The sequence below is a fragment of the Enterococcus malodoratus ATCC 43197 genome (assembly GCF_000407185.1).
GTDB classification, from domain to species: domain Bacteria; phylum Bacillota; class Bacilli; order Lactobacillales; family Enterococcaceae; genus Enterococcus_A; species Enterococcus_A malodoratus.
Window position 1 is genome coordinate 349638 of sequence record NZ_KE136482.1, and the last position, 21126, is coordinate 370763.

At 41.5% G+C, this 21126-nt stretch carries 21 protein-coding genes and 1 riboswitch; of the genes, 12 read left to right on the forward strand and 9 right to left on the reverse strand.

The features are described from left to right. Positions 1 to 98 precede the first annotated feature (98 nt). From I585_RS11565 to I585_RS11585, 5 genes are all read right to left on the reverse strand, one after another. Positions 99 to 1268 (reverse strand): galactokinase, encoded by a 1170-nt coding sequence (locus I585_RS11565; protein WP_010741965.1) that lies wholly within the window; start codon positions 1266 to 1268, stop codon positions 99 to 101. Further along, positions 1258 to 2301, reverse strand: coding sequence for an aldose epimerase family protein (locus tag I585_RS11570; protein WP_010741966.1), 1044 nt, complete (start codon positions 2299 to 2301; stop codon positions 1258 to 1260). The genes I585_RS11565 and I585_RS11570 overlap by 11 nt, the downstream gene beginning before the upstream one ends. A 225-nt stretch (positions 2302 to 2526) precedes the next feature. Further along, complete coding sequence (locus I585_RS11575) at positions 2527 to 3099, reverse strand: TMEM175 family protein (RefSeq protein WP_010741967.1); 573 nt, start codon at positions 3097 to 3099, stop codon at positions 2527 to 2529. A gap of 91 nt (positions 3100 to 3190) precedes the next feature. After that, positions 3191 to 3559 carry an iron chaperone gene (locus I585_RS11580; protein ID WP_010741968.1) on the reverse strand — a complete coding sequence of 123 codons (369 nt, stop codon included), beginning with the start codon at positions 3557 to 3559 and terminating at the stop codon, positions 3191 to 3193. Between the two features lie 110 nt (positions 3560 to 3669). Further along, positions 3670 to 4308, reverse strand: a complete 639-nt coding sequence (locus I585_RS11585) for a CPBP family intramembrane glutamic endopeptidase (RefSeq protein ID WP_010741969.1) — start codon at positions 4306 to 4308, stop codon at positions 3670 to 3672. A 287-nt stretch (positions 4309 to 4595) separates the two neighbouring features. Between I585_RS11585 and I585_RS11590 the strand changes: the two genes are divergently transcribed. The 3 genes from I585_RS11590 (at position 4596) to I585_RS11600 (ending at position 6938) form a co-directional block, all read left to right on the forward strand. After that, the gene (locus I585_RS11590; protein ID WP_010741970.1) at positions 4596 to 5501 is read left to right on the forward strand and encodes an AraC family transcriptional regulator; all 906 of its coding nucleotides are present in this window, start codon (positions 4596 to 4598) and stop codon (positions 5499 to 5501) included. A 170-nt stretch (positions 5502 to 5671) separates the two neighbouring features. After that, positions 5672 to 6373, forward strand: coding sequence for a deoxyribose-phosphate aldolase (deoC, locus tag I585_RS11595; protein WP_010741971.1), 702 nt, complete (start codon positions 5672 to 5674; stop codon positions 6371 to 6373). 1 nt (position 6374) lies between these two features. Beyond that, positions 6375 to 6938, forward strand: coding sequence for a YdeI/OmpD-associated family protein (locus I585_RS11600; protein ID WP_010741972.1), 564 nt, complete (start codon positions 6375 to 6377; stop codon positions 6936 to 6938). Positions 6939 to 6995: 57 nt separating this feature from the next. Here the strand turns inward: I585_RS11600 and I585_RS11605 are convergent, their stop codons facing one another. After that, positions 6996 to 8081 (reverse strand): NAD(P)/FAD-dependent oxidoreductase, encoded by a 1086-nt coding sequence (locus I585_RS11605; RefSeq protein ID WP_010741973.1) that lies wholly within the window; start codon positions 8079 to 8081, stop codon positions 6996 to 6998. Between the two features lie 281 nt (positions 8082 to 8362). Here I585_RS11605 and I585_RS11610 point away from each other — a divergent pair, with 281 nt between their 5' ends. The 4 genes from I585_RS11610 (at position 8363) to I585_RS11625 (ending at position 11519) form a co-directional block, all read left to right on the forward strand. Next, positions 8363 to 8689, forward strand: coding sequence for a PadR family transcriptional regulator (locus I585_RS11610; RefSeq protein WP_010741974.1), 327 nt, complete (start codon positions 8363 to 8365; stop codon positions 8687 to 8689). 3 nt (positions 8690 to 8692) lie between these two features. Continuing rightward, positions 8693 to 9637: a permease prefix domain 1-containing protein gene (locus I585_RS11615; RefSeq protein WP_010741975.1), complete on the forward strand. Its 945-nt coding sequence runs from the start codon at positions 8693 to 8695 to the stop codon at positions 9635 to 9637. Between the two features lie 161 nt (positions 9638 to 9798). Continuing rightward, positions 9799 to 11097 (forward strand): Y-family DNA polymerase, encoded by a 1299-nt coding sequence (locus I585_RS11620; RefSeq protein ID WP_010741976.1) that lies wholly within the window; start codon positions 9799 to 9801, stop codon positions 11095 to 11097. Positions 11098 to 11099: 2 nt separating this feature from the next. Further along, positions 11100 to 11519 (forward strand): hypothetical protein, encoded by a 420-nt coding sequence (locus I585_RS11625; RefSeq protein WP_010741977.1) that lies wholly within the window; start codon positions 11100 to 11102, stop codon positions 11517 to 11519. 46 nt (positions 11520 to 11565) lie between these two features. On the opposite strand, the gene lepB is transcribed toward I585_RS11625, so the two are convergent. Then, entirely contained in the window at positions 11566 to 12135 is a 570-nt protein-coding gene (gene lepB, locus I585_RS11630; protein WP_010741978.1) for a signal peptidase I, read from the reverse strand. Positions 12136 to 12382: 247 nt separating this feature from the next. On the opposite strand from lepB, the gene I585_RS11635 reads away from it, so the two are divergent. Together I585_RS11635 and I585_RS11640 are read left to right on the forward strand one after the other, a co-directional pair. Beyond that, complete coding sequence (locus I585_RS11635; protein ID WP_010741979.1) at positions 12383 to 13018, forward strand: pentapeptide repeat-containing protein; 636 nt, start codon at positions 12383 to 12385, stop codon at positions 13016 to 13018. Between the two features lie 3 nt (positions 13019 to 13021). After that, a complete protein-coding gene (locus I585_RS11640) occupies positions 13022 to 13717 on the forward strand; it encodes an alpha/beta hydrolase (RefSeq protein WP_010741980.1) in 696 nt (231 codons plus the stop codon). A 37-nt stretch (positions 13718 to 13754) separates the two neighbouring features. On the opposite strand, the gene I585_RS11645 is transcribed toward I585_RS11640, so the two are convergent. Both I585_RS11645 and I585_RS11650 read right to left on the reverse strand, forming a co-directional pair. Then, the gene (locus tag I585_RS11645) at positions 13755 to 15971 is read right to left on the reverse strand and encodes a MucBP domain-containing protein (RefSeq protein WP_010741981.1); all 2217 of its coding nucleotides are present in this window, start codon (positions 15969 to 15971) and stop codon (positions 13755 to 13757) included. A gap of 161 nt (positions 15972 to 16132) precedes the next feature. Further along, on the reverse strand, positions 16133 to 16717 hold the full coding sequence (locus I585_RS11650; RefSeq protein WP_010741982.1) for a class I SAM-dependent methyltransferase: 585 nt from the start codon (positions 16715 to 16717) through the stop codon (positions 16133 to 16135). Between the two features lie 211 nt (positions 16718 to 16928). Further along, a riboswitch (M-box (ykoK) riboswitch) is annotated at positions 16929 to 17097 on the forward strand. Between the two features lie 113 nt (positions 17098 to 17210). On the opposite strand from I585_RS11650, the gene I585_RS11655 reads away from it, so the two are divergent. From I585_RS11655 to I585_RS11665, 3 genes are read left to right on the forward strand one after another with little or no spacing between them, the layout of a single operon-like run. Next, the gene (locus I585_RS11655) at positions 17211 to 18353 is read left to right on the forward strand and encodes an FtsW/RodA/SpoVE family cell cycle protein (protein ID WP_010741983.1); all 1143 of its coding nucleotides are present in this window, start codon (positions 17211 to 17213) and stop codon (positions 18351 to 18353) included. Further along, positions 18331 to 19482 (forward strand): FtsW/RodA/SpoVE family cell cycle protein, encoded by a 1152-nt coding sequence (locus tag I585_RS11660; protein WP_010741984.1) that lies wholly within the window; start codon positions 18331 to 18333, stop codon positions 19480 to 19482. The genes I585_RS11655 and I585_RS11660 overlap by 23 nt, the downstream gene beginning before the upstream one ends. A gap of 29 nt (positions 19483 to 19511) precedes the next feature. Further along, on the forward strand, positions 19512 to 21086 hold the full coding sequence (locus tag I585_RS11665) for a phosphatase PAP2/LCP family protein (protein ID WP_010741985.1): 1575 nt from the start codon (positions 19512 to 19514) through the stop codon (positions 21084 to 21086). Positions 21087 to 21126: the final 40 nt, after the last annotated feature.

The following is a 21126-nucleotide window of genomic DNA, read 5'->3' on the forward strand; positions in this document are numbered from 1 at the left end:
AGCGGATGGGCGATCTAACAGTCAAAAACAGCGCAATTTTTCGTTTTACAAAAATACTCCTCTAGCTAAAAACTAGGGGAGTACTTTTATTAAGCAAATTAACCGATCTTAGTTGTTCCGCTGCCGATATGAGCAACGTAAAAGTCTGGAGCATAACCGACAGTCTTCATGTAGTCGTCATAGACGTTGTTTTTGAAGACGGGAATATTTTCTTCCTTAACTAGGGCAATGGCGCAACCGCCAAAGCCTGCACCTGTCATGCGGGCACCAAGGACGCCGTCCTGAGCTTGGGCAGCATCGACCAATGTGTCTAATTCGATTCCCGTTACTTCATAATCGTGGCGCAGGGAATAGTGAGACGCATTCAATAATTTTCCGAAAGCTTCTAAGTTGCCTTGGACTAATTCTGCTTTTGCTTCTAATGTTCGTTGATTCTCTGTTACGGCATGGCGTGCACGACGGATCAAGGTTTCATCACCGATCAATGCAGTATTGGCTTCAAAGGTTGCTTCATCAAGATTACCTAATGATTGGATGTCTAATTGTTTTTGCAGCCGAGCCAAGGCTTCTTCACATTCGCTGCGGCGTTCGTTGTATTTGGAATCCGCAAGCTCACGCCGTTTATTGGTATTCATGATGACTACAGCATAGCCGTCAAGTTTTACCGGCACCATTTCATATTTCAACGTATTCGTATCTAAGAGGATCGCTTGGTCAACATCGCCAAAGCCGATTGCGAATTGGTCCATGATTCCTGAATTTACACCGATAAATTCATTTTCGACTTTTTTACCGGTTTTAACGAGTTCAAGGCGGTCGGTATCTAGGTTAAATAGATCTTCCAACATCACTCCGACTAATAGTTCTAATGAAGCACTGCTGGAAAGTCCCGCTCCATTAGGAATCGTTCCTTCGACCAATAAGTCAAAACCGTGGTCAATCGTATGACCTGCTTCCTTCAGCTTTAAGACCATGCCTTTAACATAATTGGCCCAATTGTCTTTTTTAGCGTAAGTTAAATCGTTTAGATCAAAGGTAATAACACCGATATCCTCAAAGTTGGTAGAATAAACCAACACCTTCGTGTCTTCGCGAGGAGCTGCCACGCCATAAGTACCGTAAGTGATTGATGCAGGGAAGACATGTCCGCCGTTATAATCCGTATGTTCACCGATCAAGTTGATTCGACCAGGAGAAAAATATTGCGTCGTTTCCTTTGGACCAAAAATTTCAGCAAATTTTGTGTTGAGTTCGCGTTTAATTTCCATGCTTATTCGCTTCTTTCAAGTTTATTTTAAATTCTGTGGTGGTTTCGAAAGGTTCATTCGCCGCCAGCTTTATCGAGCCGAATGCTGGGTATTGCTCAGCGCCAGGGGCGATTTGCGTTTCAAAAGTAATTCCACCGTGATCCGCTAATTTTTTTCCGCGCATCTCTGGGGCGTTATCCCCGAAGTTTGCGGTAAAGATCACGACACTTGAAGCATCTGTTGAAACGACAACTTCGACTGTGCCATCCGGACTGACCAGCTTAGCAGCGGGTGTGTTCAAGTCGTTTTCCTTTAGAAAGAAGGGATGATCAATCCCGTTGAACTGATTTTTTTGTTCAAAGTCGCTAGTAAATACGCTAGCCAAATTCTTTGGCGTTTGAAAATCAAAGGGAGTACCGGCAAGAGTTGCTTTTTCGCCTGTTGGAATACTGTCTTGACGCAGCGGAGCGAAGTCGGCACTATTCACCCAAAGCTGATGATTATCGATTGACTGGGTAACGTCTCCGGTCAAATTGAAATAAACATGGTTCGTCGGATTAAATAAAGTCGTTTGATCGCTGACGCCTTTTGTCGTTAAGCGCCAAACATTTTCTTGAGTCAGGGTATAGCGCACCTCAACATTTAAATTCCCAGGGAAGCCATGTTCGCCGTCGGGACTAACAGTTGTAAAAATAATAGAGGCCTCTTTTTCCCCATCTTCAATCGTATAATCCCATTTCTTTGTTTCGAAGCCTGGTTGGCCGCCATGCAAAGAATGACCGTTCAATGGATCTGTCATGACTTGATAGCTTTGGCCCTCAAGTGTGAAACGACCAGCTTCGATTCGACCGGCTGTTCGGCCGATTGAGGCTCCGATAAATGCATCTTTTGCTAAATATTCCTCGGCAGAATCAAAGCCTAAGATCAATTCCATTTCGCGCCCAAGACTGACAATCCGTGCTCCCAAATCCGTGACGGACAGATGGAAACCGGCTTCATTTTCAATAGTGATCAGGTGGTAGTTTTTGCCAAAATCTTTTTCTGTAATATGCATCTAAAAACCTCTCTTTTTGTGTATTGGAGAATTCCTCGTGTCCCAATAATTTTATCGATTTCTGGCTAAAGTGACAAGGACTAGCTGATCCATCACTAGTGGATGCCTTCAATTTATCAAGAAATCGCTTTCTTTGTAACGTATTTCTGTGACGACTATTTAACTTTTTGTTGCATTTTGTCCATAAATAAAACGGGCCAACGCAATTGTTGGTCCGTTTAGTAATTATATCCGAGCGTTTCCGTTCCGATTGAAAACCAGTGTAAAAATTGAGGCCAGCGCTAAGACGACCCACGTGAAAATTGGAATGAACCAGCTAATGAAGAAGGACAGAAGTCCGCCGCCAATAAAAATAATCAGATCTTGTTTATTCAAGAAACCGATTTGTTTGATTTTCCCAGCATTTTCAGGATTTGATTGCGCAAGGCAGTAGGTAAGGTAGACGTAGCTGATTACCCATAAAAAGATATTCGCTAAGTACAATAACGAAGCCCCGCGATAGGCTGGAAATTTTCCAGCGAAGGAGGTAGTAAATGGGATAATGGACAAAAAGAACAGCCAGAAGGCATTTGCCCAAAAAATGTTCTTCGTCATCTTATTTGAAAGTTTAAAAAGCTGGTAGTGGTCATACCAAGTGGTAAATATCAGAAAAAAACTAACGATATAAACTAAAAAACTTCTCCAATTTTCCATTACTAAATGAATATCAGGGGTATCAGGAGATTTGAATTCTAACACTAAAATAGTTACAACAATGGCAATTACGGCATCGCTTGACGCTTCAATACGGGTTTTCATATGGACACTCTTTTCTATTAAATAAGATTAGTTTAAACAAAAAAATAAAAAAAGAGTATTATTTACACTTGAAGTCAAGGGATTTGTTGAGTTAGCGCCAGAACTTCGTGTAATCTGCCTTATCTTGAAGGTTAAACGTGATCATATCCTTTAAAAGAGTGTAATTGATCTGTTCCGTCCATTTAATGCGAAAGATATTGTTTGTATGGCTATAGCCGATTTTTTGAATAGCAGGTAAAAACTTATTTAGACAGGCGACTTCTGGGGAAACAGCCAGGTGCTTTTTGGCCGTACTGATCCCAAGAATAAACGTTCCGTGGTGAGTAAACATCGGTTCGTTCCAAGCGATCCGCGTATTTAATTCAGGAAATTCAGACAAAATCCATTGAAAAAGCTCCCTGAGTTTGTTTCTGTGATCGTCATTCTCAATGTGGGTTAGGTAATCTTCGAAAGTATCCATCGCTGTGCTCCTTTTTCTTTTTAGTATACCAGCAGAAGGAGAAAAATCAGAGCAAAAAAGACCAGCAAGTGTGCTGATCCTTAGAGTGAATGGAAGAAGATAACAAACCATCAATGCTGCAATAGCACCAATAAAATCGTACTAGAATCAAATAGGACATGAATGATCCAGCTAGTCCAAATCGAATTGGTTTTGATTGCGGCACGGTTAAAAATTAATCGTGCGACTCCTTGAATGAGCAGGATATGGGCCAAGGTGTGAAGAACATTCCCATCATTGTAGGTCGAATAGTGAATCAATCCGAAAATGAGTGCAGACAGAAGGCTGGCGATGGGCAATGAGAATTTACTAGAAAAAACACTTAAGAAATAGATCGAAAGCAGCTCTTCACCCATAAGCATGATTGGAATGGTAAAAAGCAACAACCAGCTTGGATTATCATTGATCGGATTGCCTTGCAGATGCCAGCCCAAACCATAATTCAATAGAAGCGAAACGACGATGCTGACGAGCCAATTAAGCAGAAAGTAACCAATGATGATTTTTACTGGATGAAGCGGTTTTCCGAAAATCGCTTGAACGGACTTCTTAGGATAAACGATAAGCAGCGCAATCAAACTAGTCGCTGCAACCGAGAAAAATCCAAGGTAGCCTGGGCCAAAAAGTAAAATAGCCAAACCAGCTATTAGGATGGCAGTGGCGATGCCGATATTTTTGAAAGCAACTTGTTTATTCAATATTTTATCCATGATCTTGCTCCTCGTGTGAGTTTTTTTGCTATCGTGAACTATACGCTTCTTTTTTAAATAAACCAGCTTATTTTATTTGTTTCAGAAAACTGACGGAAGAGAACGATTGCAACGAATCAGTCAATATGTCTGGTTCGTTACTTAAACTATCATCATTGAAACAAAAATTAGCTGATCGCGCAATTTTTTTGATTATTGAAAATAATTGGATTCGCAGCGATTACGCGGTATTCTGAGTTGATTTCATGTATAATTTAAAATGAAAAATCAGGCTGGAGGAAGAGCTGATGGAACAGACGATCTTTTTAAAAAAAGAACAACATCAATTGAAAACTGATCTTCATTTTGATTTTTGCGGGATTTCAAAAACGCTGCCGTTTCATTCCTTTGGACCGGCGATTCGCCAAAATTATATTTTGCATATTGTGATGGAAGGCAAGGGAACCTACCAAGTAAAAAATCAGCAGTATCATTTAAAAAAAGGCGACCTGTTCTTGATCCGACCGGGGGATTCCACCTTTTACTTGGCTGATGGGGAAGAGCCGTGGATGTATTGCTGGCTGTCGTTTGGCGGTTCGGCTGCTGATGAGATTATTCGTCATTCTCAGTTTAAAGACGATCAATATACGATGATTTCTTCAGATATTCAAAAATACATCGATGTGATTTTGGCATGTCTTCCTTTCGCGGAGGAGACACTAGAGAATGAATTGCATTTGAATGAGCTGACCTATCGTTTTTTAGCGGCTCTTTTGGCTGATGGTGGGAAAATTCATTTAGGCGAGCAAAAAATTTATTCGCCTTTAGCAGTAGAAACGGTGGAATACATTGAGTCGCATTATGCGGATCAATTAACTGTGGAAGGGATCGCGCAGCACTTAGCGGTCAATCGCAGCCACTTATCGCGGGTCTTTCGCAATCATATGGCTATTAGTATTAGAGATTACATTTTAGGTGTGCGGATCAATCGTGCCGCCTTTCTGCTTTCCATGACTGATGAATCTGTTGAGCATGTCGCGGAACAAGTGGGATTTAATAGTTTAGTTGTTTTTAGTCGAATGTTTAAAAAACTGACCGGAGAAACGGCGACGACTTATCGCAAGCGAATGAAAAATGAGGATTTTAAAAATGTCTCGTTAAATGAATTGAAACAGAAGCTGGAAAAGCAGGCAATCGTTAATCGCGCAACCTGATTAAGTGAGCGTTTACAAAGAGAAACGGATACCCTATACTTAATTTAAGAAGTGTAGGGTATTTTTTTGTAAAATACCTGAGATGCCGGATTTTATTTGTGAATGGAATCACTTTTGCTGCAACTAGGAAAAGGCAGGCGCGTTGAAGACCAAATAGGAGGGATCCAACTATGAAAAAAGCGAGTGAGATGACTGTTGAAGAATTAGGTGCTTATATTGATCAGTCGGTGTTGAAGCCTGATTTCACTGAAGCCGAGATTCGCCAATACATCCAAGAGGGGATCGATTATCATTGTGCGACCGTTTGTGTCAACCCGTCTTCGCTAGACATTGCAGCGGAGCTGACTAAGGGCACAGATACAAAGATTTGTGTCGTTTGTGATTTTCCTTTCGGGACCAGTACAACTCCGTCCAAAGTTTTGCAAGCTGAGACCTATTGCCAGCGGGAAGATATTGATGAATTGGATATTGTCGCAAATTTTGGTTGGATTCGCAGCGGAAAATATGATGACGTCATGAAAGAACTTTTAGTGATCGTTGAAACCTGTCATGCTCACGGAACAGCAGTGAAGGTCATTTTTGAGACCGATACATTAAATGAGGAACAAATTCGCCAAGCCTGTGAATGTGCGATCGCGGCGAATGCCGATTTCGTTAAGACAAGTACGGGATTTCTTACCGGCTACGAAGGCAAAGGGGCGACGCCGGAAGTGATTCAGATTATGATGGATCAATGCAAAGGCCGGATCAAGATCAAAGGCAGCGGCGGTATTCGTACGCGGGAGGATTTCTTAAGATTGATCGATATGGGAATTGACCGCATGGGGATCGGCTTTAGGTCAACACCAGTTGTGTTAGGATTAGATAAATAATATGGATGATAACTTACTTTTTGAAACGCGCGATGATTTTCGAACTTGGCTCACAGAAAATGCTCAAACTAGCGGAGGTGTGTGGCTGAAGTTCGGAAAAACGAAGGAACTCAAAACAGTCAAAGCTGGAGAAGCATTGGAAGAAGCATTGTGCTTTGGTTGGATCGACGGTGTGATGAAAAAACTCGATGAGCAGGCATATATCAAATATTTTGCTCCTCGCCGTAAGAACAGCAAATGGTCTGAGAAAAACAAAAAAATCGTTGCGAAGCTGGAGCAACAAGAGTTGATGACTGAACTCGGACGGGAAAAGATCGCTGAGGCGAAGAAAAATGGACAGTGGGACAATGCTGCAAAGCCATCAGCGATTACTGAGGAGCAGATCTTGGAAGTAGCGATACTGCTAAAGGAAAATACTGAGGCCGCGAGAAATTTTGAAAATATGCCGCCATCAGTTAAAAAGACCTATACGCGAGCCTATCTTGATGCCAAAACGGAGGCTGGACGTGCAAAACGTTTGGCTTGGATGATGGATCGTTTGGAAAAAAATTTAAGACCGATGTAAGCAAAGACGCTGGAATCTCAAGAGGATTCCAGCGTCTTTTTTTGCGGCTTGCTAGTATCAGCGAATATAATTCGACAATTCTTTTTGATAGTCTTGCCAATTTTCTGCGCCGGTATTTAAATAGTGAGCCAGCAAATAACCGATATATGGTCCAGTCGTCAAACCAGAGGAACCTAATCCGCTAGCGACGAGCAGTTGATCATTCAATTGACCGAAAAACGGAGCGAAGTCAGAGGTATATGCGCGAGTTCCGACACGGTAATGAGCAGGAGCCGCTAATAGTTTTTCTGGATCAGCAAGGAAACGACGAGCCCCCTGCGTAAGCTGATCAAAAGCTTCTTGAGTTTCTGCCAAATCCCAAGCGGCGTCATTTTCGTGTGTCGCTCCCAACAAAATTTTTCCATCCAAGAAGGGGATCAAATCCGCTTCCCCGTCCAGCATGGCGACGGGGAAGTTCCCGCTATTTTTAAAGGTCGTTTGGAAAACTAAAAGCTGTCCTTTTTGCGGACGTAAATCTACTTGGTAACCTAAGGGAGTCAGCAGTTCTTTTAAATGCGGACCGACAGTCAAAATAAGTTGATCGAAAGTTTTCTGTGTTTCTCCAGCGATGACAGTTTGAGCATTCGCTAACTGAACACGTTGGGAAATAAAGCCGACACCTTTTTCTTCGGCCTTTTTACGCATCCAGAGTAAATAGGCTTTGCCATCTAAACGACCGCCGCCGCTGATTTTTAGAGCGGAGAAAGGCTTTAACAACGGCAGTTCCTGCTGTGTTTGTTTGCCAGACAGTAGGGTGATTTGACCAATTTCTGGAGCTTCCTTTTTTCGTTCTTCCGCTAATGCTAAAAGTTCATCCAATTGTTTTTCTGGACGTAAGAGGAGCGTGCCAGATCGCTGATAGATGGTATGATCCAGATGGAAATCTTGGATCAATTTTGGGAAAAAGGCTGCGCCGTCTTTGGCCAGCCGATACCATTGTTGGTTTCGGCGTTTTGAAAGCCAGGGAGAAATGATTCCGGCACTGGCTTTAGTTGCTTGTCCGGTCGGTTCGTCAAACACTGTTACCTGATATTTTGTTGGGTCTAAATAATTTGCCAGCGTCATACCAATAATGCCGCCGCCAATAATTGCGATTTTTTTCATGGATTGTACTTCCTCTTTCTATTTAAAGAACTTATTTTCCAAAAATCATGAAAATGAGTCCGTTGATCGTTGAAGCTGTTTTTTACCTTTAGATCAGGCCTGCTTATTATTTAAGACTTTGGAGCAGACAAAGTAAAAAGCAACCGAATAGCTTTCCGTTGTTGATTTTGACACACTAGAAACATTTTTTCAATAATTCTGAAATATTTTACTTTACCTGTCGTAGTAATTGTCGTACAATGATTACAACGACAGATGAAGTAATTTCAGGAGGTGGCAAAATGATTTCGAGCGATGGAATTCGCGGCTACAATGATGTCATCATCTTGTCCGTACTGAAGGATGGGGATTCGTATGGTTATGCTGTTTCCCAAAAAATTCGTGATGTGAGTGAAGAAGTCTATATTATCAAGGAGACGACACTCTATTCCGCGTTTAATCGTTTGGAGAAAAATGGCTATATCCGATCTTATCCGGGAGAAGTTACTCATGGAAAAAAGCGAACTTATTATCAGATTACAGATAAAGGTCTAACTTTTTTAGAAGAGAAACGGGATGAGTGGCAGCAAACTAAAAAAGTAGTGAACCGATTTATGAAAGAAGGGTAAAAAATGGATACGATTAAAAATTATGTTGAGACATTGTTTCTCGAATTTCCCAATACGAAAGAAGTGCAACGAGCAAAGCAAGAGATTTTGACGATTATGGAAGATCATTATTTGGCATTATTAGACGAGGGAAAAAGTGAACACGAAGCGATTGGACAGGTTATCAGTGAATTTGGTTCTGTCGACGAATTACGAGAAGAATTAGAATTTGCGACGCGTGAAAAGGAACCAGATAACGCGATTGAAGAAGAAGAAATGATTCAATATTTAATGGGTCGCAAGAGAGACGCAAAGGGCTTGAGCCTAGGAATCAGCGGCTGTTTGTTAGCGGTTGGAACATTGATTGGACTAAGCACACGTGGGGCTGAAATGATGGGCTTTTTACTATTCTTCATTATCATAGCGATCAGTGTCGGGATCATTATTTATAATGGGATGCAATTTTCGAAAAATGGCTTAGCCTTGAATGACCGCTATGTTTCGGTTGATTTAAATAAAGAAGCGCAAAAATTAAAACAAGGGTATCAAAAAAGTTTTCAAGTGAGTTTAGTATTTGGTATTTGTTTGTGTGTATTGAGTGTTTCGCCGATCTTCTTTTTCCAAATGTTTACGTATGCGGAATACGGTATTCCGGTTATGTTCTTCTTTTTGGCAATCGGGGTATTCTTGATTATTTACGGCAGTATCATTTTCAGCAGCTTTGATAAATTTATCAAGGAAAAATATTTTATTGCAGATGAAGATACGCTGGGACCAAATGCAATGCAGGAAAAGTACGGCGATTCAGCACGTACGAAGCATTTGCTGGAACGTGTTTACTGGCCAATTATTGTGATGATTTACTTTAGCTGGTCGTTCTTGACGCATTCATGGGGCTACAGCTGGATGATTTTTGTCATGGCAGGAATCTTTTATAGTGTTTTGGAGGCAATTTTTGTAAAAAAGTAGCATAGCTTTACTTAATGAAACTGTCCTAAGTGTTGAAGGCTTAGGACAGTTTTTTTTTGCTGCTTTTCTCGTCAGATCTTTATGCGTAAATGATTGACAAAAAATCAGAATAAACTTAAACTAAAAGCGAACATATGTTTGTATTTTAGGAGGTGGTTTTGATGAATGTTTACGAAGGAGAGCCCGTTAGAGATATTTTTTGTATGGATTCCAAAAGTTTTTATGCCAGCGTTGAATGTATTGAGCATGGTTGGCATCCGCTAGAAACATTATTAGTCGTAATGAGCGGCGATCGAGAGAACGCAGGATTGGTTCTGGCTGCAAGTCCGAAAGCGAAAGAGGTTTTAGGCATCAGTAATGTCAGTCGCGGCTTTGAAATTCCCAATCATCCTGACCTTAAAATCGTGCCGCCGCGGATGACGCTCTATATTCAATACCACATGCGCATCCAAGAAATTTTTCGTTCGTATATGGCAGAAGAAGATATTCATACATATAGCATCGATGAACAATTTGGTGATTTGACTCACAGCTGGAATTTATTTGGTGCCAGCTCGGCAGAAGTGGGTAAAAAAATTCAGGCTGAAATTATTGATAAGCTTGGTATTTATACGTCGTTGGGGATGGGGGACAATCCTCTATTAGCGAAAATCGCGATGGATAATGAAGCGAAGCATGAGAAAGAGCGCTTTGCTCAATGGCACTATCAGGATGTCCCAGCAAAAATTTGGCCGCTTCGTTTGAGTGATTTTTGCGGAATCGGCAGTCGAATGGAACGCCGGTATCAAATGATGGGGATGAAAACGATGGGAGATTTGGCTCACACAGATCCTTTTGTTTTGAAGAACCATTTTGGTGTAATGGGCATGCAGCATTATATGCATGCTTGGGGAATCGATCGTTCTGTTTTGTCGCAAAAAGATTTGTACCCTACTAAGGAAAAATCGATTGGAAACTCCCAAGTTTTACCGAGAAATTATGCGCATAAGGCGGATATTTTGACCGTTGTGGCTGAAATTTGCGAACAGGTCGCTCAACGTTTGCGCAAGGCGGATGTTTTGGGCGGAACGCTGCATTTGGGAATGGCTTATGCTTATTTCGGCAGCGGAAAGCGCGGCGGTTTTCATCATCAGGTGAAGATTCCGCCAACCCACCAAGCAAGAGAGCTGACGCGTGTTGCATTTTCATTGTTTGAAAAATATTGGGATCATTCGGAAGTGCGAAATATTTCCATTACTGTTTCTTCCTTGCGGCCAGCAGGAAACCTGCAGCTAAATCTGTTTGAAGATCCGCAGCAGACGATCAAAGAAGAGAAAATTGATGAGGTCATTGCGCAAATTCGCAGCCGCTACAAGTTCACGTCGATCGTCCGTGCTCATTCGTTAAATGAAGGAGCAACCGCAATCAAGCGAGCTGGGTTGGTCGGCGGTCATGCGGGCGGAATGGAAGGGATGGATTAATCATGATTTATGATGATGAAAGTGCGGAACAACTATTTATGGACGCCAAGCGGGTGTATCAGGATCGCGGGATGATGAAATGGATCGGGTTTTATTTATCAGATCATACTGCGGTGCTGGATAAAGAGTCCAAAGAACGCAATCGGATTAATGATGAAAAGGAACAAATGACCGTTGAAGAAATCGGCGAGACCCTGCAAAGGGCGTATCTGCAAAATAAGCGGATTGCTATTCAATTGGAGGCTTTGGACAGCGAAGGGAATTTCTTAGATGACCTTGTGGGAAAAATCGTTGGACAACGAGAAGAACGAATATATTTGAACGAGGAGGAACGCGGGATGCTGCATCTGGAGATCGAACAGATCCATCATGTAGAAGTATTGAATCCTAAGAAAATTCTTTCTCAAAAAATCATTAAGTAACGAGAAAAACAAAAAAGCCGCGGCGGGAAGCGTCGCGGCTTTTTGCTTAGAATATTTTGAATTCGTTTAATGGCCAGAAACGCAAGAGCACTTTTCCTTGGATCAATGATTTGTTGACGAAGCCGAAGATGCGGCTGTCTTTGGAAATCAACCGGTTGTCACCTAAAACAAAATACTGATTTTTAGGAACGGTCACATCAAAATCAGTCGTAAAGCTGGTGGCATTTGCTGCCTGTTCTTGGAACGCGGTACTGTAGGAATATTCATCAGCAAGCTTATCTTTTTTGAATTTCTCTTTAAACTCATCCAGATACGGCTCCGCATATTTCTTTCCATTGATCGTTAGAACGTTATCTTTCATCACCACATGATCACCGGGCAGGCCGATAATCCGTTTCACCACATAAAGATTTGTGTCATCAGGTTCTTTCGTCGTAATAATATCTTGCCTCTCTAAATTGGATATTTTAGACGTAATCAATCGTTGTTTGTCATGCAGCGTCGGGTCCATGGAATGGCCTTCGACTCTTACTGGAGAAAAAACAAACATCCTGGCAAGAAAAATTAGTACTATGAGAATGACTACGGGCAGCCATTCTTTGATTTTATTGTTCATAGATTCACCTCATTGCTAGATTTTATCATTCTTCAAAACAAAAAGCTCTTTTCAGCCTCTATCGGATAGAAAAGTCATTTAGGGCTAGAGAATTTGTAGCGTTTATGGGAAACTGAGAACATGAATAATTTATTAGGCTGTCGGTTTTTTTGAGTAAGATCAGAAAATTTAGACATTCCTTAGGTTCAGAGGAATGATCGACAGCGGGATGAAAAATAAAATATATGACTATACAAGGAGTAAGGCAATGATCAAAAATTATCCGGCACCACCGATTTTACCTAAAAATTTTTCTGAAGATTTTTATCTGGAAGACGAAGCCATTATTGAAGAGGTTCACGGCATTGATTTTGACTACAGCTATTTGACTTGTGAAAATCTGGTATTGCGTCGTTCGATCTTAGAAAAAGTCACGATGCAGCGTTCAAAACTGGTTCGCTTTGAGGCTAGTAATGTAATTTTTAAGAATTGCGATTTTTCCAATCTTGAATGGATCGGCGGGAGTTTCCATCAAGTTGTTTTTGAAAACTGCAAATTGACGGGCTGTAATTTTGCGGAGAGCTATTTGCGAGATTGCCAGTTTCAAGACTGTCTGATCAGTTTTGGTTCCTTTAGTGCGACAAACTTGAAAAATGTAGCTTTTGAAAACTGTCAATTAGGCGATAGCGAATTTTTTGAAGTGACTTGGAAGCATCTCTTTTTGAAAAATAATGAGTTGGATAATAGTAATTGGATGCGGACCAACTTGTCTGGCCTGGATTTTACGACCAATCAATTTAGTAAGATCGCTTTTTCGATGGAGCAGCTGAAAGGTTTGAAAGTCGATTCCTATCAAGCGATGATTATCGCGGCAGGTTTGGGCCTGCAAATTGTGGAGGGCTAAAAAATGAAAAAAGAGTCAAAGAAAATTCAAGGAATTCCAGTTATCTGTTGGGGTGAGTCGAGTAAAAAGGTAATCTTGGCCTTTCACGGCGATCAATCCTATAAAGAGGATACTGTGATCCAAATTTTGGCGGAAACAGCAACAAAAAAGGGCTATCAAGTTTGGAGCTTCGACCTGCCAGAACATGGGGATCGAAAAGCGGAGGACTATCCACTGAATCCGCAAAATGTCACAGCAGACGCGGATAAAATACTAGTTGAGATAGGGCGGCAGGCAGAAAGTATTTCATTATTTGGCTGCAGCATCGGGGCCTATTTCGCAATGATGGCTTGTCAAAATAAGAAAATTGATCAAAGCTTTTTCTTGTCGCCAATCGTTGATATGCGAGAATTGATCGAAAATATGTTGAAATGGTCAGGTCTGACACCAGAGGATCTGCAACGAGAAAAACAAATCGAGACACCCTTTAAAACATTGGATTGGGAGTATTACACTTATGTTGCAGCTCATCCGATCAACTGGACGATTCCGACAAAGATTCTTTACGGCGGGAAAGACAATTTGACCACAAGGGCAACTATTGAAAGGTTTTCTGAAGCGCCCCAATGTTCTCTGACGGTTTTCGAAGCAGGGGAGCATTTTTTTCACACACAGGAACAATTAGATTTTTATCAAGCATGGTTGGAAAACAATATATAAAAAATCCATCTAGCTGAATCGGCTAGATGGATTTTTTTTATTTCGCTTTTCGACGGTTAAAAATCAATAAGATACTTGATAGAATCAGCATGCCGATTCCTGCGATAAGATAACTTGGCGTGATTGTTTCACCAGTTTTTGGCAGCTTGCGAGTTGTTGTGTGTGTACCAGCTGCAGCAGGGTTGCCGGGTTTCTTAGTTGAATTGCCGTCTACGATATTTCCAGCAGCATTTGTTGAATCTGTCGTTGTGGATTCAGCGGTTGCGCTAGTATCAGTAGTTGACGTTGAATCACTGCTAGTAGTTGTATCGGTCGTTGGTGCCGTTTCAGCTTTGTAGACGTAAGTTATTGTTTGCGCTTGATCACTAAATTTGCCTTTAGCATTTTTAGGAAGCTGATCTTTGTCTAAGATATACCCCTTGATAGTTGGCTGGTACTTTTCATCAGAAAAATCAAAGGATTCACCAAGTTTACCCGTTTCAACTTGTTTCTTATGGATTTCTTTGCCAGTTGAATCGACGTATTTGATTGTGACAGGTTTTACTTCGGCCTTATCAATGACTGTTACTGTTGCCGTCGCGGTAGCTTGATCGCCCGACCAGCTTCTGTTAGGAACGCGGCTGTAGGAATAGGTAACTTCATATTTTCCGACCTTTTTATTATTGACATCATCAACGGCTTTAACGTCGTCAATCGTAATGGGATTCCCATTGGGATCAGTGCCGCCATCGAAATTATCTTTCGCCGACCATTCATCACCGACAGTGATCGTTGAATCGTGCGCCTTCAGAATAACAGCGTTTCGTTTGTAAACATAGGTAACCGTTTGCGGATCGGCGGTCAACGTACCGATCATATTTGACGGCAATTGATCTTTATCTAAGGAGTATCCAGGAATTTCTAACTGATATTCTTCAGTTGTTGCATCGTAATCCTTATCCACATTGCCAGTGATTTTTTGTTCTGGATGGATTGGATCGCCTGCTTCATCGACATATTTGACGGTCACACCTGGCGACTCGATCGTGTGCTGAACGTCAAACTGATGCAAATAGGTGCCGGACGAAATGGCGTAAAAAGTGAACCTTTCCGGCGTTTGGTAAGTTCCAGCGGGGTTATTCAACCGTGCATTGTACTTAAAGGTTTTCAGCTGATTAAATTCTTCCTGTGTTACACCTGAAACTGTAATTCCTTCATCCGTGATAGCTAAGCGACTGCTCGGCAGCTGTTCGCCGTTGAAATCAAAATACGTTTGACTGTCACTATTGGAAGTACTGAAGGGTGGAATGTAGCCATCAAAATTAACCATTCGATTCGGCATGATTGAAAAGGGAACAAAGATTGTTTGCTGCTCTTCATTATAGTTCAAATTTTTGGCATTGATTGCGGTAGCTGGATCATTCCTGCCAGTGTTTTGTCCAAAGGCTGCTAATTGAGTAAGAGCGGGCATGTGATTGATTGGTTTGAAATCAGTGATTCCGCAAAATTGTACGCGCAGTTCATTGAGCTTGGTCAGTGCAGTGACCGGTTCAATTGTGGTAATCTTCATATTCGATTCGAAAGTTAAGGATTCCAAATCAGTCATTTTAATGATTTTATCGTAAACACTATCCGTGACACTAGTGCCAGATAGATTTAGACGAGTGAGTCCAGCACCGAAATTTGGAACGTTTTGATCCGTGACATTCGATCCCATCAGATAGACTTGCTTCAATTTCGGCAGAGCAGTCAATAACGAGAAATCAGTGATTTGATTATTGGAATTCATATAAAAAAATTCAAGATTTGTAGCTAATTCTAACCCTTTTAAACTAGCGATTGCATTATCAGCATTTTGAATATATAAACTAGTGACTTTTGGCATATCCTCTTGAGTCAAGGTTTCTTTTGTCTTGCCGATGGCCTTTGCGACGATCTGCTGCAAGACTGGATCTGGCATCCAATCTGCTATAGTTGAAGCTCGTGTTTCTGGCATGTTCGTCGTTGAACTTGTTGTTGCTTGCGAACTAGTAACCGAGCTTTCAGTCGTCGAAGGCGTACTAGTTGAAAGTGTGGTATCCGAATTTATGACAGAACTTGCTGTTGAAGGCACAGTGCTGTCTGTTGAATAAGCGGGAGACGACGTATCAGAAGCGGTCGACTGGGTGGGTTCAGCAGTATCAGTCGTTGCTTCCGCCGCACTTTTTAATGGCAGGCCTGAAAAAGTACCTAATACCATAGAGTGGGCAAGTAATATATATAAACTTTTCTTCACAAATATAACTCCTTTATAAATATAATATAGCTAGTAAATAATAAAACTGTTTTTAGTTTTAAACTGTTCAAGTTTTATTTTTTTAATTTATTATTTTGAACATTTTTGTTCATCTTTTAATAAAAAACCTCTAAACTTTTAAAAGTTTAGAGGGAAGAATTTTATTTATAACAGGTTGCCAGGAAAAGATCAGCCGCTTGGTTCATGAAGATTTTTTCACCATGATAAAAGTCATGGATGTTTACTTTAGAAAAACCGATAGTTTTTAATAGGCTGGTCAATTCCGCCGGATCAAAACCGCTGTGAACTTTCGGGTGGCTCACACTGGAATTTTTCATGAAGTCCACGATCAGTAATTTACCGCCGTTGGGTAGAAGCTCAAATAATTCAGTTAAAATTTTTTTCGTATCGGGAATATGCAGCAGTACTAAAGACATCATGATTGTATCAACAGATATTTTGGGTGCTCCGTCTGTAAAGTCGGCATGCAGCACGCGCGCATTGGTCAATCGCTGTTGTTGAATTTTATGTTCGGCAACAGCCAGCATATTTTCAGCGGCGTCGACGAGGATCAATTCTTCTGCTCGGTGAGCTAAGGGTAAACTGACCAGTCCCGTTCCGCTGCCATAATCCATGATTTTTCCGTGAAATTCAGGTTCAATTTCTTTCGTAATAATTTGTGCTAAACTCTTTCGTTCGGCAGTATCGTATCTTTCTGCCATTTTTTCAAAGACATTTTTGGTCATTTCGAGTCGCTCCTTACATGATATCTATCTGGTTGTTATTGTATGATAACCACTCTGGAAAGTGAATTAGAAGCTTCTATTAAGGAAACGTTTAGTCTAGTAAATTTTTCATAAACTGTTTTATAAGCAAAATTAAAGAAATTAGGATTATTTACGAAAGGTTTTGATATTTAATGGCAAAATAAGTAGTATTCGTTGTGAAAGTAAATATAAGAAAACTTGTTAGGTGAGGCTCCTAAACAAACATAGGCTATTGCGCAGAAACGTCGAAAGACGCCAATGTGTAAAATAGGAATTGTCGGATTAAGGCTTTTCATAAAATAGCTAAGAGTAATTTCTTTACGTTGTTTAGTGCTAAAACTCAGACGATGAGATTGTGTGAGACGCCAAACTTGTTAGTTCTTTTTGCTAACGTTTGGTGTCTTTTTTTTGAGGTTATTTACAGTGGACTCTCTCGTCTCGAACAGTTGCTTGATGAAGGGGAGAGATGAACATGATGAAAAGAAAACAGATCGATTGGCTATTGTTGTTGCCCTATTTAGGGACTAGCTTAATCGGTCTTTTAATTGTCTTCAGTGCGAGTTCATACCGCTTAATGGCAGCTGGAGAAAATCCATTGTCGTTATTCAGCAAGCAGGCCATTTTTATGGTGCTCAGCTGGCTGGTCATCGCAGTGATCTATCGCGTCAAAAGCGATGTTTTGCTGAAGGGAAGACCCGTCAAGATTTTATTGGGCATTGGGTTATTCAGTCTGTTGCTGGTAAAAATAAGTGGTGTGAGTATCAATGGCGCTCAAAGATGGGTATCGTTATTCGGCATCCAGTTTCAACCTTCGGAAGTAACGAATGTCGCGTTGATTTTCTACTTGGCTTATTTTTTTCGGAAGAAGCGATCTCGGCACGAGCTGATCACGCCAAGTGTGCTGGTTTTTCTAAGCGGCCTGCTGATCTTATTGCAGCCGAAGGTTACGGGGGCGATCATTCTCTGGATCGTTGCGCTAGTGATTATTACAACGGCTCAGCTTCCGTATCAGCTGACCGTGATCCTCTTTTTGGCTATTTTTCTAGGAATTGCACTGGTAGGAGGGATCATTCTTTTTTTGGGAAGTCATTCTCTTTTGCCTGAACTGTTTGCTCATACCTATGATCGGATTCGCTTGGTTAGAGATCCTTTTTTAGATCCTTATGGCAAAGGATTTCAAATGAGCAATTCCTATTACGCCCTCTATAACGGCGGATTTTTTGGTCGCGGATTGGGCAACAGCATCACTAAAAAGGGCTATCTGCCTGTTGCAGAAACGGATTTTGTGTATTCGATTTTGATCGAGGAGCTCGGTGTGATTGTCGGACTTATTGTGCTGGCGCTGCTCTTTGTGATCGCACTTCGTCTATTTGTTCTGGCTGCCAAAGAACCAAGCCAGCAGGTGAGTTTGGTTTATTTCGGGGTCGGAACCTTATTGCTGATTCAGACGAGTATCAACATTGCGAGTATTCTAGGGCTGATTCCTATGACGGGGGTCCCATTGCCGTTTATCAGTTATGGGGGCACGAGCTACCTGCTGCTCTCAGTGGCCTTAGGCGTCTGCCTAAAATTTTCTTCGGAGGTTCGACCACATGTTGAAACGCTTAAACAATGATTTTAATTATGCTTTGTTTTTACCGATCCTGCTCTTTTATCTGATCAGTATCGGCGTGCAATCAATGGCGGCTGAGCTGGATGGGGTCGATGTAAAAAATGTCGTGACGAAACAAATCATTTTTTGTGTCCTCTCATTGGTCGCGATGATGATAGTCAGTAAAATAAAAACAGCGACTCTATTGAAGTATGCGCCTTTATTTTATGTGCTTTCACTAGGCGTAATGGCACTTTTGTATTGGTTTTATGATCCTGCCATGTATTCTGTGACCAGTACGAAACGCTGGTTGCGCATCGGCAGCTTTTCTTTTCAACCTTCGGAGCTAATGAAGCTGAGTTTTACACTTTTTATGGTGCGGTTGACAGTAGTCAATGAAATGCGCTGTCGGCAGCGAAGTTTGAAAAGCGATCTCTACTTTCTTGGAAAAATCGCGCTTTATAGTTTGCCGACCTTTTTATTGATGTTCATGCAGCGGGATTTTGGAACTAGTCTGGTTTTTATCGCGATTTTAGGTGCCTTGTTTGTTATTTCGGGTGTTCATTGGAAGATCCTTGCTGTGATCACCGGAAGCGGGGCGGCAATTGGAAGCCTGCTGCTGGTTTTAGTATTTAGCAAGTGGGGCAATCAGCTGCTTTATGGGATGCATTTCAAAACCTATCAATTGGATCGTGTTCGAGCTTGGGTCGATCCTTTTCAATACCAAGATTCGATTGCTTACCAGCAGGTTCAAAGTTTGTACGCTATTGGATCAGGCGGGCTGACTGGTCGGGGCGCAGATCAGGCCGCGGTTTATGTACCTGTGCGAGAATCCGACATGATTTTTACGGTGATTGGCGAAAGCTTTGGTTTTATCGGCGGAACGATTGTGATCTTTCTTTATTTCTATCTGTTTTACCAGATTCTTTCGGCCGCGATAAAAACGAATAATAAGGCAAATCTTTACGTGGCGGTGGCCTTCGTTTTTGGCTTGTTGTTTCAAATTTTCGAAAATATCGGAGCCGCGATTGGCGTTTTGCCCTTAACTGGGATTCCTTTGCCGATTTTGAGTCAAGGGGGAACCTCTCTGATTGTTTTAGGCATTGGTTTGGGAGTCATGATGGGGTTCAAAGAAAAAACAAGTTCATTTTGAAAAATAGTGTGGAAGAAACGAGGATAATTATGCGAAAAAAACTATTTATTGCCAGCGGCGGGGCGCTTTTTGGACTGCTGATACTGACAATTGCTGTAACGATGGATGCCCATTGGCTGAAAGGCCTTGATGGCATTTTCATCCAAAATCGATTGCCGAACATTTTTTATTTAACCGCTTTTGCAGGGGCCACAGCAAAATTGGCTACGATCGGTCCAATGATCATTATTTTTAGTATTTTGGCAATCTTTTTATTGCGGGTCCATCAGCGGACTTGGGTGATTTGGCTATTTGGCAATTTATTGTGTGTGAGCGGAGCGGGATTTGTGCTAAAACAATTGATCCAGCGAGCACGTCCCGACCAGCTTCAATATATTGCGCGTTCCTCGTATAGTTTTCCTAGTGAACATTCTGTGCTGATCGCGACGTTTATCTGTTCGGTGATCTTGCTTTATTCCTTTAGTGAGAAAAAAATGCCGGCGCTAGTAAAAATTTTATTAGTCCTGTCATTGATCATCATTACCGGCGGCAGAATTTATTTAGGTGTGCATTACAGCAGTGACGTTTTAGCGGGATTATTCCTTGGTTTCGGTCTGACCTTTGGCAGTGCTGGCCTATTTTATCCCTACTTGAAACCGAATACCATTGGTTTAAGAAGGAGACGAAGAGCGTCAATTTTTTCTTGGCAAAAAATGTTATTAAGCGGTTTGGCATTTTTAGTGGTGCTGGTTTCAGGTATAAGTGTTTTTGCACTAAAGTTTTATCACAGTTCGCAAAAAATGGCGGATTCCATGTATGCACCGGTTGAACGAAAAAATAAACTAAAATCTCCGGAAGCTTCAGAACCTATGAGTATTTTAATTTTAGGGATCGCCAATGACGCAAAACGAAAAACAGATTTTCGGGCAAATACGATTATGGTGGCGACCTTGAATAATCAAACAAAGAAAACCACTTTGGTGAGTATTCCTCGGGATTCCTTCGTGGAGATTGTTGGCGCGGATTATCAGGATAAAATCAACCACGCTCATTCAATCGGCGGACCTGAGATGATTATGGACACTGTTGAAAAATTCTTGGACATACCGATCCATCACTATGTATCCGTAAATATGGATGGATTACAGACATTGGTTGACGCGGTTGGTGGCGTAACGGTCGATAATGATTTTGCATTTTCGGCGGAGGGAATCGATTATCCTAAGGGCAAACAGCATTTGAATGGCTGGGAGGCGTTGCAGTATTCTCGTATGCGATACGAAGACCCAACCGGAGATTATGGTCGCCAAGGCAGACAGCGGGAGGTCATGGAACTGCTGATTGCTAAAATGCTGTCGACTAAAAGTTTGTTTAGCTACCAAAAGATTTTGGACGGAATCGGCGAGAACGGCAAGACTGATTTGACCTTTGATCAAATGCAAAAAATCATGACAGGTTATCATTCTTGTCTCACAAAAATCGATAGTCAGCAGGTTCAAGGCGAAGGGTTCACTGGTGATGGAATAACCGGACAAGACGGGATATCTTATCAACGAATTCCACAGGAAGAGGTGGATCGTGTAGAGACGATCCTGCATAAACAATTGAATGTAGCAAAAAATTAGCAGGTAATTGATGAGAACTGTTTATCAAAGTCGTCAATGT